The organism is Actinoplanes derwentensis, assembly GCF_900104725.1.
Lineage (GTDB): Bacteria > Actinomycetota > Actinomycetes > Mycobacteriales > Micromonosporaceae > Actinoplanes > Actinoplanes derwentensis.
In genome coordinates, this window is sequence record NZ_LT629758.1 from 9,147,742 (window position 1) to 9,161,542 (window position 13,801).

Sequence of the window (13,801 nt, forward strand, 5' to 3'; positions counted from 1 at the left end):
TCCACCCCGCTACGTTGCCTCTCCATCATCAGGGGTCGATGCTGCTGAGCGCCGCCCTATTTACCTCCGGGTTCTCCCTGGTTTTCCGCCCACGGCTGCCGATGAAACGCGGTGAGGAGGAACGCGATGCGGTTTCGCAACTGGATCGCGGTGCTGGTCAGTGTGCTTTTGCTGGCCGGTGCCGGGGTTGTTGGCATTCTGGTGAACCAGTCGGCGGTCAGGGCGGTCGAGACGGTGCACCAGAACGACACCACCGCTCTGGGGACCAACAACGGCACGCTCACCGGTCAGCTGCAGCGGAACTCCACGCTGGAGTTGAGCCGCCTGCTGGGCCAGAGCGCGTTGCGGTTCGGTGCGTCCGACGCCAAGGACCAGCTCACGCTGACTGTCGCCGCGGCCAAGAGCACCACGTTCCAGTACGGGATGATCACCGCCGGCCTGGACCACGGGTTCCTGACCTCGAACCGGGCCGCCGGGCTGCCTGACGCCGCCGACGTCGGCTGGGCCGCGATGTGGGATTCGCTGGAGACCAACGCGTACGGCTTCTCCGGCGTGATGCCGGCCGGTGACACCTTCGTGGCCGCCGTGGCCATCCCGGTCGCCGTCAGCGGTGGCGTCGTCGGCTATCTGATCGGGCTGAACCAGGTCGCCACCACCCCGCTCAACGGTTACATCCGTGAGCTGCGCGGTGACGCCCACCTGACGATGATCGTGGACACCGGCGGCCGGATCGGCGCGTCGAGCGACGACTCGCGACTGGGTACCTACATCAACCCGGCGATCCGCGCCGATCTGGGTCATTCCGGGAGCCGCTTCGTCAAGTACGAAGAGGGTGGCGTGGAGATGATCGCGGTCGTCGTCGCTGTCTCCCCGAGCGGCTGGGCCTATGTGCGTACGCAGACGCAGGCCTCTTTCGACGGTGCGGTCTACAGCTGGAGCCGTACCCTGACCATCACGCTGCTAGCCATGCTGGTGATCGGTGTGGTCGGCATCACAGCCCTCGGTTATCGCACGCAGATCCAGCGCCGCCGGGCCGACCAGCGTTTCCAGGCCCTTATCCAGCACGCCCCCGACCTGGTGTCGGTGCTGGACGAGTCCGGCCGGATCATCTTCAGCAGCCCCAGCAGCACCGCGATCCTCGGGTTCCCGACCGGTGCGCTGTCCGGCCACAGTGTCTTCGATGTGGTGCACCCGGAGGACCAGCCGCAGATGCGGGAGCGCCTGACCGCCCTGCTCGCCGAGGCGGAGGGGGTGGTGCGCCTGCAGTGCCGGGTCCGGACCGCCGACGGTGAGTACCGCTGGTTCGAGTTCACCGCCTCCAACCAGATGCACAATCCGGCCCTGAGCGGTGTGGTGGTCAACGCCCGGGACATCTCGGAGAACCGGGCCTTCCAGGAGCGGCTGGAGCACGACGCCCAGCATGATCCGCTGACCGGGCTGCCCAACCGGCGGCGGATGCAGGACCGGCTCAGTTCGTCGTTGCGGTCCGACTCGGTGGCGGTGCTCTTCGTCGACCTGGACGGGTTCAAGCCGGTCAACGACGAGCACGGGCACGAGGTCGGCGACGAGCTGCTGCGTCAGGTGTCGGACCGGCTCAGCGCCTGTGTCCGGGCCGAGGACGTGCTGTCCCGGGTCGGTGGTGACGAGTTCGTCATCCTGATGCCGGGGGTGTTCGGCCCGGAGGCCGGAGTCGCGATGCGGGAACGTATCCGGTACATCCTGGATCTACCGTTCCGTATCGGCGATCATGAGATCACCATCGGAGCCAGTGTCGGCGTGCACCTGGCGCCGGCGTCGACCGACCCGGACGAGGCCCTGCGCTTCGCCGACCACGCGATGTACGAGATCAAACACGCCGGCCGGATGCCGGAGCGGATAGGCAGGCATCGGACGGCGGACTAAAGTCAGTGCACACTGAGTGCAATAACTTCCCGACGAACGGCGGTGACCGCGGTGTCCAAGGTCTTCTCCCGGCGCGACCTCGACTTCCTGCTCTACGAATGGCTCGACGTCGAGGCGCTGACCGCGCGGGAGCGGTTCGCCGAGCACTCCCGGGAGACGTTCGACGCCTTCCTCGACGTCTCCCAGCGGATCGCCGAGCGCGACTTCGCCCCGCACAACCGCAAGAACGACCTGCACGAGCCGACCTTCGACGGCGAGCGGGTGGAGATCATCCCGGAGGTCTCCCGGGCGCTGACGATCTTCGCCGACTCCGGGCTGATCGCCGGCACCATCGACATCGATCGGGGCGGCCTGCAACTGCCCCTGGTCGTCCAGCGCGCCTGTTTCCTCTGGTTCCAGGCGGCGAACACCGGCACCTCGGCGTACGCCATGCTCACCTCGGCCAACGCCCACCTGCTCCTGGCGCACGGCACCGAGGAGCAGATCCGCACCTACGTCGAGCCGATGCTGGCGGGCCGTTACACCGGGACCATGTGCCTCTCCGAGCCGCAGGCCGGATCGTCACTCAGTGACGTGACGACAAAGGCCGTCAAGCTCCAGGACGGCACGTACCGGATCACCGGCGGCAAGATGTGGATCTCCGGCGGCGACCACGAGCTGAGCGAGAACATCGTCCACCTGGTGCTGGCCCGGGTCGCCGGAGCGCCCGCCGGGGTCAAGGGCCTGTCGCTGTTCATCGTCGCGAAGAAGGACGTGACCACCGGCGAGCGCAACGGTGTGATCCTGGCCGGTCTCAACCACAAGATGGGCTACCGCGGTACGACCAACGCGGTGCTCGCCTTCGACGACGCGAAAGGCGAGCTGGTCGGCGAGGAGGGCCGTGGCCTCCAGTACATGTTCCACATGATGAACGAGGCCCGGATCGGCGTCGGGGCGGGCGCGGTGGCCCTGGGCTACACCGGTTACCTGCACGCGCTGGACTACGCCCGTGAGCGGCAGCAGGGCCGCCCGGTGACCGGCAAGGACCCGTCGGCGCCCCCGGTGGCGATCGTCGAGCACCCGGACGTGCGCCGGATGCTGCTGGCCTCCAAATCGTACGTCGAGGGCGGTCTTGCTCTGGTCCTCTGGGCAGCGAAGCTGCTCGACGAACCGAGCGAGGAGAACGCGCTGCTCCTGGACGTGCTCACCCCGATCGTGAAGGCCTGGCCGTCGCAGTGGTGCCGGCTCGCCGACGATCACGCGATCCAGATCCACGGCGGTTACGGCTACACCCGGGAGTACCCGGTCGAGCAGTTCTACCGCGACAACCGGCTCAACTCGATCCACGAGGGCACCGACGGCATCCAGGCGCTGGACCTGCTCGGCCGCAAGGTCACCCAGAAGGGCGGCGCCGGTCTGGCTCTGTTGCTGGACCGGATCCGGGCGACCGCCGCCGAGTCGGCGGAGCTGGGCGGCGAGGTGACGAAGGCCGCGGACCGGCTGGCCGCGACCACCGCCACGCTGTGGAAGGACCCGGCAAGTGCCCTGGTCAACGCCACCGCCTACCTGGACGCCGCCGGCCATCTGGTGATCGCCTGGATCTGGCTGGAGCAGCTGAAAGCCGCCGAAGGCAAACAGGGAGCCTTCTACGAGGGCAAACGCCTGGCCGCCCGGTACTTCGTCACGCACGAGCTGCCCCGGATCGGCCCGCTGCTGGACCTGCTCGACTCGGGCGACACTCTGCTTCGGGACATGGACGACGCCTGGCTGGGTTAGCGTCATGGGATGGCCGGTAAAGCCACGATCATCGAAGCCGGTGACCACGAGGTCCGGGTCTCCAACCCGGACCGGGTCTACTTCCCGGAGCTCGGCGCCACCAAGCTCGACCTGGTCGAGTACTACCTGGCGGTGAGCGACGGGATCGTCCGCGCGCTGCGGGAGCGCCCGTGCATGCTGCACCGTTTCCCGGACGGCCTGGCCGGCGAGAAGGTGCACCAGAAACGGGTGCCGAACGGTGCTCCGCCCTGGCTGGAGACGGTCCGGGTGGAGTTCCCGCGCTACCACCGGCACGCCGACGAACTGTGCGTGACGAAACCGGCCGACGTGATCTGGGCGGTGCAGATGTCCACCGTGGAGTTCCATCCGTGGAACTCGCGGCGCGCCGACACCGAGCGTCCCGACGAGTGGCGCATCGACCTGGATCCGATGCCGGACTGCCCGTTCGGCACGCTCCGTCGGGTCGCCCCGGTGGTCCGCGAGGTGCTGACCGAGCTGGGGATGACCGGATACCCCAAGACCAGCGGCGGTACGGGGTTGCACGTCTACGTGCGCATCGAGCCACGCTGGGGCTTCCCGGACGTACGCCGCGCCGCTCTGGCCTTCGCCCGCGAGGTCGAGCGCCGCGCTCCCGGCGACGTGACGACCACCTGGTGGCGCCGCGACCGGGACCCGTCAGCGGTGTTCATCGACTACAACCAGAACGCCCGTGACCACACCATCGCCAGCGCCTACTCGGTCCGCGGCGTCCCCACCGCCACCGTCTCCACCCCGGTCACCTGGGACGAGATCCACGATCTGGACCCCAAGGCCTTCACCATCCGTACGGTTCCCCAGCGCTTCGCCGAACTAGGGGACCTGCACGCGACCATCGACGACCATGCTCATTCCCTGGTCACCCTGCTGGAATGGGCCGACCGCGACGAGAAGTCCGGTCTGGATACCCCGGCCGAGAATTAGCCGGGAACCGATCGGGGCTCTCCCGCGTGTACCGGGCATGGTGCTTCCGGCAGTGACGATCGAACTGGGTACGACGCCTTCCGCGCACCAGGGTTTCGAGGCCTTCTACCGGGCCAACGCCGACCGGGTGTACCGCGCGCTCGCGGTCACCCTGCGCAACGACGACCTGGCCGCCGAAGCGGTGGCCGAGGCGATGGCCCGCGCCTGCGCCCGCTGGCCCACGGTCAGCCGGTTGGAGAACCCGGCGGGCTGGGTGTTCCGGGTCGGCCTCAACTGGGCCACCTCGTGGTGGCGCAAGGTCCGCCGCGAACGCCCACCGGCCGCCGAGGCTGATCATCCTCGGACACGGCCGCCGGAGAATTCGATCGTCGCCCGGTCCGCCCTGGCCGGACTGCCCGAGACGCAACGCGCCGTGATCACCTGCCGGGTATTGCTCGAACTCTCCACCGCCGAGACGGCCGCCGCCCTGCGGATCAGCGAGGGCACCGTCAAGAGCCGCCTCTCCCGCGGGCTGGCCGCCCTGCGCCACGAGCTGAACAGCGAGGACTGATCGATGGACACGATTCCGCAGGACCTGACCGATGCGGTCCGGGCAGCGGCCGAAGCGGCGCCGGGCTATCGGGCGGACCTCACCGACGTACACCGCCGGGTCCGCCGTCGCCACAACCGGCAGGCCGCCCTCTCCGTGGTGGGCGCGGTCGCCTTGGTCGTCGCCACCGGTTTCGGCGTGGTGACCCGGCACCGGGAGACCACGCCGGACGTCCTCCCGGCCGCGAGTGACACCCCACCGGAGCCGGCGTGGCAGCGGATGACGCTGAACGGTGCGTTCGGCCGGTACCGGATGCCGTCGGGCGGCAGTGAGCAGACCGTCGCGCTCAGCAATACCTCACAGATGGGTGTGCTGGAGCCGAGCGGCCGGATCGACACCGTGAAGGTGGCCGGTGCGCGGCGCTGGGATCGCGTGGTGGCGCTTCCGGACGGTGGGGTGGTGGCGATGAGCGAGAACGAGTTCCGGCTGGTGGTGACCGCCCCGAACGGTACGGTCCGGATCCAGCGGAACCTGAGCCACGACGGCGAATGGGTGAGCATGGTGACCGCGTCGGCCGACACCGCGTATCTCTGGCGCGAGACCGAGCTGGTCGCGCACGACATCGCCACCGGCAAGGAGACGGGGGTGGTGAACATGCACCAGCTCGGTGTTCGGGATCTCTACGGGGCCTTCACCGCGGCCGACGTGAGTAGCGGCTTGCTCGTCTTGGCACCGAAGAGGGCTGGTTGCCCGGTCGGTGTGCTGGCCCGGCCCCTGAGCGCGGGCCGGAATCCGGTCCCACCAGAGATGGCGTACGTGGGCTCGGCGGACTGCGAGCGGGTCACCGGGATCCGGCTTTCTCCGGACGGTGCCATGGCCGCCGTCACCTACGAGGTGAAGGACAACAACTTCGGGATCGTCGTGTTCCGGATCGCCGACAAGGCGGTCCTGGCCCGGGGCGGCGGGGTCAGCATCGGCTCGCGGGACGGATCGATCGTCGGGAACGTGCGGCCCGATCCGCGGGTGTCGGTCGCCTGGCAGAGCCCGACCGAGGTGCGCGGGGCCTGGTATTTCACCTATGGCGACGAGCCGTTCCGGATCAACACGTTCGCCGTCAATTGGTGATCAGCGATCTGTCATATTGATCAATATCGGTGATATCGTCCGGCGATGGCACTGCTCTCCGCTCTCGATCGAGAGCACACCATCGCCCCGGAGGGGTTCAGCCGCTGGCTGATTCCGCCCGCCGCTCTCGCCGTCCACCTGTGTATCGGCCAGGCGTACGCGACGAGCGTCTACAAGAACTCTCTCGTTCAGCATTTCGACACGACGCAGACGGCGATCGGGATCGTGTTCAGCATCGCGATCGTCATGCTCGGCCTGTCCGCCGCGGTCGGTGGCACCTGGGTGGAGCGCAACGGCCCGCGCAAGGCGATGTTCGTGTCCGCCTCGTTCTGGACGTCCGGCTTCCTGGTCGGCGCTCTCGGCATCTCCACCGGTCAGCTCTGGCTGCTCTACCTCGGTTACGGCGTGCTCGGCGGGATCGGCCTGGGCATCGGCTACATCTCGCCGGTGTCCACGCTGATCAAGTGGTTCCCGGACCGGCCGGGCCTGGCCACCGGCCTGGCGATCATGGGCTTCGGTGGTGGCGCCCTGGTCGCCGGCCCGGCGTCCCGGCAGCTGCTGTCCTTCTACGACTCTGGCTACGACCCGAAGGTGGCCACCTCGGTCGCCGACGGTGGCGCGCTGACCGCCCTGTTCCTGACCCTCGGCATCGCGTACTTCCTGATCATGATGTTCGGGGTGTTCAACATCCGGGTGCCCCGGGATGGCTGGCGGCCCGAGGGCTGGGATTCGGCGACCGTCAAGGCGAAACCGATGGTCACCACCGCGCACGTGTCCGCCGCCAACGCGGTCCGGACCCGCTCGTTCTGGCTGCTCTGGATCGTGCTGTTCTGCAACGTGACGGCCGGTATCGGCATCCTGGAGCAGGCCAGCCCGATGATCCAGGACTTCTTCCGGGGCGACGGCGGCACCTCCACGGTGGCGGTGACCGCGGCGGCCGGGTTCGTCGGCCTGCTCTCGCTGTTCAACATGGCCGGCAGGTTCGCCTGGTCGACCACCTCCGACCTGATCGGGCGCAAGCCGATCTACATGGTCTACCTGGGTGTCGGCATGGTGTTCTACGCGCTGCTGGCGCTCTTCGGGCACACCGCGACCGCTTTGTTCGTACTGCTGGCCGGGGTGATCCTGTCGTTCTACGGCGGTGGGTTCGCGACCGTGCCGGCCTACCTGCGGGACCTGTTCGGGACCTACCAGGTGGGCGCGATCCACGGCCGGTTGCTGACCGCCTGGTCGGCCGCCGGAGTGGCCGGGCCGCTGATCATCAACGGGTTCCTGGACGCGCAGGGCAAACCGGGCACGCTGACCGCCGAGGCGTACCGCCCGGCCCTGTTCACCATGGTCGGTGTGCTGGCCGTCGGGTTCGTCGCCAACCTGCTGATCCGACCGGTGCCGGAGAGCCTGCACGAGCCCGCCACGAAGAAACAGGAGGTGCCGGCATGAGACTCGCGATCTCCTGGGCGCTGGTGATCGTCATGCTCGGTTACGGCATCATCCAGACCCTGATCACCGCGGCGAAACTCTTCCAGTAGTGCTCTCCCGCACCACCAGTTTGTAGGGGGTCCGCAGCTCGAGACCGGGCGGCGGGCTCTCGCTGGTGATGCGCAGCAGCAGCCGTTCCACGGCGGTCGCCGCGATCGCCTCCTTGTCCGGGGAGATCGTGGTGATCGTCGGGTTGGAGAACCGGCCGTCCTCGATGTCGTCGTACCCGATCACCGCGATGTCCTCGGGCACCCGCAGACCACGCGACACGATGGTCCGGATGGCGCCGAGCGCGACCAGGTCGGAGTAGCAGAAGACCGCGTCCGGTGGCTCGGCCAGGCCGAGCAGGTGCTCCATGGCCCGGGCGCCGTCCGGCCGGTTGAACCGGGGCGTACTGATGATCAGGTCTTCGCGCGGGGTCAGGCCGCGGGCCGTGTGCGCCTCCCGGAAGCCCCGGGTGCGCCGCTGCGCGGCCTCACCGGTGGCGTACGGCTGGTCGCCGATCGCCGCGATCCGCTGCCGTCCGAGATCGATCAGATGCTCGGTGGCCAGCCGGGACGCGGCCACATCGTCTATCCCGACGTGGTCGAAGCTGCCGTCGCTGGCGCGCTCGCCGAGGATGACCAGCGGCAGGGAACGGTCGCGGTCGGCGAGGGCCTGCTGATCGAGGCCGAGCGGGCTGAAGATGACGCCGTCGAAGAGCAGCCGCCGCGAGCCGTGGGCGATGAACGCCCGCTCGTGTTCCGGGTCGCCGTCGGTCTGGTCGATCAAAACGTTATAGCCGCTGACCCGGGCCGCCCGGATGACGCTCTGCAACAACTCGGAGAAGTAGGGGGTGTCCAGGTACGGCACCACCACGGCGATCTGGCCCGACTTTCCCTGCGCCAGGTTGCGCGCCAGGACGTTGGGTCGATATCCGAGTTCGTCAACCGCGCGCTGAACACGCTCTCTCGTACGCTCCGTGACATTGGCATAGCCGTTGACCACGTTGGAGACGGTTCTGCTCGATACGCCGGCCAGCTCCGCGACGTCACGCAGAGTGACTTCTCGACGCATTTTGCCTCCCTCTGCCCGCCCCAAGTTTCCGGCAGGTTACCCCTTGCCGTCGCTCAGGCGTCCGTGCATGCTGTGTTTTGCAGCGCTGCAAAAGCGTAGCAACATCGTCCGCCGGATCGCTGAGAACCAATTCGGCGGCGCGAGAAAGGCCTTTTCGGCCGACCCCCGGTGTGCCAGCACCGGAGGCCGGCTCTCTGAGCCCTGGACCGGCTCAGACCTGATCAACTGGATACGCATCTACTCGAACTGTGAGGACCCAGTGAACCTCAGCAAACTTAGCGCACCCCGAGTCAGCCGGCGATCACTTGTGGCGGCCGTCGCGGCGACTGCCCTGGCGCTGACCGGGTGCAGCAGCGGCGGCGGTGACGAGCCGGCCGAGAAGCCGACCGGCCCGGTCACCATCAAGGTCTGGGCGTGGTACCCGGAGTTCCAGGGTGTCGTCGACCTGTTCAACTCCACCCACTCCGACATCAAGATCGAGTGGACGAACGCGGGCACCGGCCAGGACCAGTACACCAAGCTCCAGACCGCGCTGAAAGCCGGTAAGGGCGCGCCGGACGTGGCGATGCTCGAACTCCAGGAGATCCCCACCTTCCAGCTCACCAAGCACCTGGTGGACCTGGGCAAGTACGGCGCGAACGACGTCAAGGGCGACTACGTCGACTGGGCGTGGAAGCAGGTCAGCTCCGGCGACCAGGTCTACGCGATCCCGGTCGACGCGGGCCCGATGGCGATGATGTACCGCGACGACATCTTCAAGAAGTACAACCTGACCGTCCCGACCACCTGGGACGAGTACAAGGCGCAGGCCGAGAAGCTGAAGACCGCCTCGGCCGGCAAGTCCTTCATCACCGACTTCGGCGCTAACGACGGCGGCTTCCTCAGCGGCCTGTTCTGGCAGGCCGGCGCCCAGCCGTACAGCTACGACCTGGCCAACCCGGCGAACATCGGCGTGAACCTGGCCAGCGCCGAGGCCAAGAAGGTCATCTCGTACTGGGAGGGCCTGGTCAACGGCGGTCTGGCCGACACCACCGCCTTCCACACCACGGACTTCTACAACGGCCTCGGCTCGGAGAAGTACGCCACCTACATCGCGGCCGGCTGGGGTCCCGGTTACATCCAGGCCAACGCCGCCAAGTCGTCCGGCAAGTGGAAGGTCGCGCCGCTGCCGCAGTGGGTGGCCGGCGAGAACAAGCAGGGTGACTGGGGCGGCTCGTCGTTCGCCGTGACCGACCAGGCGAAGTACCCGGATATCGCGGCCAAGGTCGCCATGGAGATCTTCGGCGCGAAGAACACCGAGGCCTGGAAGATCGGCATCGACAAGGCGTTCCTCTTCCCGACCGCCACCCCGATCCTGGAGTCGGACACCTTCAAGAACAAGGAGTACGAGTTCTTCGGCGGCCAGAAGGTCAACGAGGTCTTCGTCCCGGCGTACAACGCGATCGGCCCGTTCGCCTGGAGCCCGTTCAACAGCTACAACTTCAACCAGCTGACGACCGGACTGAACCAGGCGATCGAGAACAAGACCTCCTGGACGGCGTCGCTGGACGCGGCCCAGGCGAACGTCAAGACCTACGCCACCCAGCAGGGTTTCCAGGTCCAGTAATGACCGAGGTCCAGACTCCCCCCGCGGCCGTTTCGGCGGCCGCGGGGCCTTCGGTGAAAAGATCCCGTTGGCGGGAGGCCGCGACCGGCTGGCTGTTCGTGCTGCCGTTCGCAGTGCTCCTGGTCGCGTTCCTGCTGCTGCCGATGGCGTACGCGTTCAAGATCAGCCTCTACCGTTCGACCCTGATCGGTGGGGAGGTCTTCGCCCTCTTCGACAACTACAAGCAGGCGATCGACGACCCGCTGGTCCGTGAGGGCGTGGTCCGGGTCCTGGTCTTCGGCCTGATCCAGACTCCGGTGATGATCGGGATCGCGCTGCTCGCGGCGCTGCTGATCGACGCCGCCACCTCCCGGTTCTCCCGGATCTTCCGGCTCGCGGCCTTCGTGCCGTACGCCGTTCCGGTGGTCATCGGCACCCTGATGTGGGGCTTCCTCTACAGCGACAGCATCGGCCCGTTCTCCGGCCTGGGCATCGACTTCGTCTCCAGCGACACGGTGCTGGCGTCGCTGGGCAACATCGTGACCTGGCAGTGGGCCGGTTACAACATGATCGTCCTGTACGCGGCGCTGCAGGGCCTGCCTCGGGAGATCTACGAGTCGGCCCGCATCGACGGGGCTGGCGAGGTGCAGATCGCGCTCCGGATCAAGACCCCGATGATCTCCTCGGCCCTGATCCTGGCCACCCTCTTCACGATCATGGGCACGCTCCAGTTCTTCACCGAGCCGCTGATCCTCCAGCCGCTCAACCCGGGAGCGATCACCCAGCACTACACACCCAACGTGTACGCCTACAACCAGGCGTTCTCGTTCCAGCAGTACAACTACTCGGCGGCGATCTCGTTCCTGCTCGGAGCGGTGGTCTTCATCGGGTCCTACATCTTCCTGTTCGCCACCCGGAAGAGGAGTGCGTTGCGATGAACCTTAAGAAGGGTAACGTCGCCGCCCACCTCGCGATGGGCCTGATGGCGATCTACTTCCTGCTGCCGTTCTGGTGGCTGCTGGTGGCCGCGACCAAGGACAACGACGCGCTCTTCCAGTCCTCGTCGCTCTGGTTCGACGGGTTCAACCTGGTCGAGAACCTCAAGCTGCTGTTCAGCCAGGAGAACGGGATCTTCCTGACCTGGCTGCGCAACTCGGCGTTCTACGCGGTGGTCAGCGGGGTCGGCGCGACCGCGATCTCGGCCCTGGCCGGGTACGCCTTCGCCAAGCTGCGCTTCCCCGGCCGCAACGCCCTGTTCTCGCTGCTCCTCGGCCTGATCATGGTGCCGGCCACGGCGCTGGTGCTGCCCACCTACCTGCTGATGTCGCAGGCCGACCTGATCGACACGATCTGGGCGGTGATCCTGCCGTCGCTGCTCAACCCGTTCGGCGTCTACCTGCTGCGGGTGTACGTGCACGACTCGATCCCGGAGGAGATGCTCGAAGCGGCCCGGATCGACGGCGCCGGCGAGTTCCGGGTGTTCACCAGTGTCGCGCTGCCGGCGATGAAACCGGCCCTGGTCACCGTGCTGCTGTTCAGCATGGTCGCGTCCTGGAACAACTTCTTCCTGCCTCTGGTCATGTTGAGCAACGACGATCTCTACCCGCTCACCGTCGGGCTCCGGGCCTGGTACATGTCGGCGATCATGGGCAACGGCGGAGCGGCGACCTTCAACGTGATCATCACCGGGGCGCTGGTCGCCATCGTCCCGCTGATCGTGGCCTTCCTGATGTTGCAGCGGTACTGGCGAGGTGGCCTGACCATCGGCTCCGTCAAGTAACTTTCTCCATGTAAAGGGTAAAACCATGCTCCGTGCGCGTGTTGTTTTGAATCCGGCTGCCGTGGTGGCGCCGGTCAGCCGCCGGACCTTCGGCTCGTTCGTCGAGCACATGGGCCGCTGTGTCTACACCGGTATCTACGAGCCGGGTCACCCGCTCGCCGACGAGGACGGCTTCCGGACCGACGTGCTGGCGCTGGCCCGCGAGCTGGGCGTCACGATGGTCCGCTACCCCGGTGGCAACTTCGTCTCCGGTTACCGCTGGGAGGACGGCGTCGGCCCGCGCGACCAGCGCCCCCGCCGGCGGGACCTGGCCTGGCGCAGCATCGAGACCAACGAGGTAGGCATCGACGAGTTCGCCAAGTGGGCGGCCAAAGCCGACGTCGAGATCATGTACGCGGTCAACCTCGGCACCCGTGGGGTGCAGGAGGCGCTCGACGTCCACGAGTACGTCAACCACCCCGAGGGCACCGCGATCTCCGAGCAGCGCCGGGCCAACGGTGCCGAGAAGCCGTACGGCATCAAGCTCTGGTGTCTCGGCAACGAGCTGGACGGACCCTGGCAGACCGGGCACAAGACCCCGGAGGAGTACGGGCTGCTCGCCGCCAGCACGGCCCGGGCCCTGCGCTCGGCCGAACCCGATCTCGAACTGGTGGCCTGCGGCAGTTCCAGCTCCACGATGCCGACGTTCGGCACCTGGGAGTCGACGGTGCTGGAGCACGCGTACGACGTGGTCGATTATGTGTCCTGTCACGCGTACTACGAGGAGCACGACGGCGACCTGGGCTCGTTCCTGGCGTCCGCGGTCGACATGGACTTCTTCGTGAACAGCATCGTGGCCACCGCCGACGCGGTCGGTGCCCGGCTGAAGAGCACCAAGAAGATCAACCTGTCGTTCGACGAGTGGAACGTCTGGTACCTGTCGCGTTTCCAGAACGCCCCGCTCCCCGAGGAGTGGAAGGTCGCCCCGCCGGTCATCGAGGACCGCTACAACGTGGCCGACGCGATCGTGGTCGGCAACCTGCTGATCTCGCTGCTGCGGCACAGCGACCGGGTCACCGCGGCCTGCCAGGCGCAGCTGGTCAACGTGATCGCCCCGATCATGACCGAGCCGGGCGGCCCGGCGTGGAAGCAGACCATCTTCCACCCGTTCGCCAAGACCGCAGCCCTGGCCAAGGGCGACGTGCTGCGCCTGCACATCGACGCCCCGACCTACGAGACCGGCAAGTACGGCACCGCCCCGCTGGTCGACGCGGTCGCCACTCACGACCCGTCCACCGGCGACGTGACGGTCTTCGCGGTCAACCGGGACGTGGCGAACCCGGTCGAGTTCACCGTCGACCTGAGCGCCTTCACCGAGACGGGGGAGCTCATCGTCGCCGAGTCGTGGACTCTCACCGACGACGACGTCTACGCCAGCAACACCAAGGAGGACCCGGAGCGGGTCGTGCTGCGCCCCTTCGACACGATCGTCGTCGACGGCGGCACCGCCACGATCACGCTGCCCAAGGTCTCCTGGAACGCGATCCGTTTCACCCGCGCCGCCTGACTTTCCGATCCCGGCCGAGGAAAAGTGTTATCGGCCGGGATCGGAAATCGTCAGAAATTTAGACCTTAAAGCAAGATTAAAGCC

At 67.5% G+C, this 13,801-nt stretch carries 12 protein-coding genes; 11 read left to right on the top strand and 1 reads right to left on the bottom strand.

Going from position 1 to position 13,801, the window contains the following annotated elements:
* Positions 1–126: 126 nt before the first annotated feature.
* The 7 genes from BLU81_RS40960 to BLU81_RS52265 are packed head-to-tail and all read left to right on the top strand — an operon-like array spanning position 127 to position 7,800.
* Positions 127–1,902, top strand: coding sequence for a sensor domain-containing diguanylate cyclase (locus tag BLU81_RS40960; RefSeq protein ID WP_092554139.1), 1,776 nt, complete (start codon positions 127–129; stop codon positions 1,900–1,902).
* Positions 1,903–1,944: 42 nt separating this feature from the next.
* The gene (locus BLU81_RS40965) at positions 1,945–3,657 is read left to right on the top strand and encodes an acyl-CoA dehydrogenase (protein WP_197686030.1); all 1,713 of its coding nucleotides are present in this window, start codon (positions 1,945–1,947) and stop codon (positions 3,655–3,657) included.
* 9 nt (positions 3,658–3,666) lie between these two features.
* Positions 3,667–4,617 (top strand): non-homologous end-joining DNA ligase, encoded by a 951-nt coding sequence (gene ligD / locus BLU81_RS40970; RefSeq protein WP_092554142.1) that lies wholly within the window; start codon positions 3,667–3,669, stop codon positions 4,615–4,617.
* Between the two features lie 52 nt (positions 4,618–4,669).
* On the top strand, positions 4,670–5,167 hold the full coding sequence (locus BLU81_RS40975; protein ID WP_231953747.1) for a sigma-70 family RNA polymerase sigma factor: 498 nt from the start codon (positions 4,670–4,672) through the stop codon (positions 5,165–5,167).
* Between the two features lie 3 nt (positions 5,168–5,170).
* On the top strand, positions 5,171–6,271 hold the full coding sequence (locus BLU81_RS40980) for a hypothetical protein (RefSeq protein WP_092554148.1): 1,101 nt from the start codon (positions 5,171–5,173) through the stop codon (positions 6,269–6,271).
* Between the two features lie 51 nt (positions 6,272–6,322).
* Positions 6,323–7,711, top strand: coding sequence for an OFA family MFS transporter (locus BLU81_RS40985; RefSeq protein WP_092558361.1), 1,389 nt, complete (start codon positions 6,323–6,325; stop codon positions 7,709–7,711).
* Positions 7,708–7,800 (top strand): MFS transporter small subunit, encoded by a 93-nt coding sequence (locus BLU81_RS52265; RefSeq protein WP_444978667.1) that lies wholly within the window; start codon positions 7,708–7,710, stop codon positions 7,798–7,800. Before BLU81_RS40985 ends, BLU81_RS52265 begins: the two co-directional genes overlap by 4 nt.
* On the opposite strand, the gene BLU81_RS40990 is transcribed toward BLU81_RS52265, so the two are convergent.
* A complete protein-coding gene (locus tag BLU81_RS40990; protein ID WP_092554151.1) occupies positions 7,775–8,806 on the bottom strand; it encodes a LacI family DNA-binding transcriptional regulator in 1,032 nt (343 codons plus the stop codon). The two genes, BLU81_RS52265 and BLU81_RS40990, sit on opposite strands and share 26 nt — an antisense overlap.
* A gap of 307 nt (positions 8,807–9,113) precedes the next feature.
* Between BLU81_RS40990 and BLU81_RS40995 the strand changes: the two genes are divergently transcribed.
* From BLU81_RS40995 to arfA, 4 genes are read left to right on the top strand one after another with little or no spacing between them, the layout of a single operon-like run.
* Complete coding sequence (locus BLU81_RS40995) at positions 9,114–10,412, top strand: ABC transporter substrate-binding protein (protein ID WP_157751996.1); 1,299 nt, start codon at positions 9,114–9,116, stop codon at positions 10,410–10,412.
* A gap of 53 nt (positions 10,413–10,465) precedes the next feature.
* Positions 10,466–11,329 carry a carbohydrate ABC transporter permease gene (locus BLU81_RS41000; RefSeq protein ID WP_231953748.1) on the top strand — a complete coding sequence of 288 codons (864 nt, stop codon included), beginning with the start codon at positions 10,466–10,468 and terminating at the stop codon, positions 11,327–11,329.
* Positions 11,326–12,171 carry a carbohydrate ABC transporter permease gene (locus BLU81_RS41005; RefSeq protein WP_092554160.1) on the top strand — a complete coding sequence of 282 codons (846 nt, stop codon included), beginning with the start codon at positions 11,326–11,328 and terminating at the stop codon, positions 12,169–12,171. The genes BLU81_RS41000 and BLU81_RS41005 overlap by 4 nt, the downstream gene beginning before the upstream one ends.
* 25 nt (positions 12,172–12,196) lie before the next feature.
* Positions 12,197–13,717 carry an arabinosylfuranosidase ArfA gene (gene arfA / locus BLU81_RS41010; RefSeq protein ID WP_092554163.1) on the top strand — a complete coding sequence of 507 codons (1,521 nt, stop codon included), beginning with the start codon at positions 12,197–12,199 and terminating at the stop codon, positions 13,715–13,717.
* Positions 13,718–13,801: the final 84 nt, after the last annotated feature.

Coding starts and splice junctions, on each gene's coding strand:
- BLU81_RS40960 (WP_092554139.1), top strand. CDS start 127: ATGCGGTTTCGCAACTGGATCGCGGTGCTGGTCAGTGTGCTTTTGCTG.
- ligD (WP_092554142.1), top strand. CDS start 3,667: ATGGCCGGTAAAGCCACGATCATCGAAGCCGGTGACCACGAGGTCCGG.
- BLU81_RS40980 (WP_092554148.1), top strand. CDS start 5,171: ATGGACACGATTCCGCAGGACCTGACCGATGCGGTCCGGGCAGCGGCC.
- BLU81_RS52265 (WP_444978667.1), top strand. CDS start 7,708: ATGAGACTCGCGATCTCCTGGGCGCTGGTGATCGTCATGCTCGGTTAC.
- BLU81_RS40990 (WP_092554151.1), bottom strand. CDS start 8,806: ATGCGTCGAGAAGTCACTCTGCGTGACGTCGCGGAGCTGGCCGGCGTA.
- BLU81_RS41005 (WP_092554160.1), top strand. CDS start 11,326: ATGAACCTTAAGAAGGGTAACGTCGCCGCCCACCTCGCGATGGGCCTG.
- arfA (WP_092554163.1), top strand. CDS start 12,197: ATGCTCCGTGCGCGTGTTGTTTTGAATCCGGCTGCCGTGGTGGCGCCG.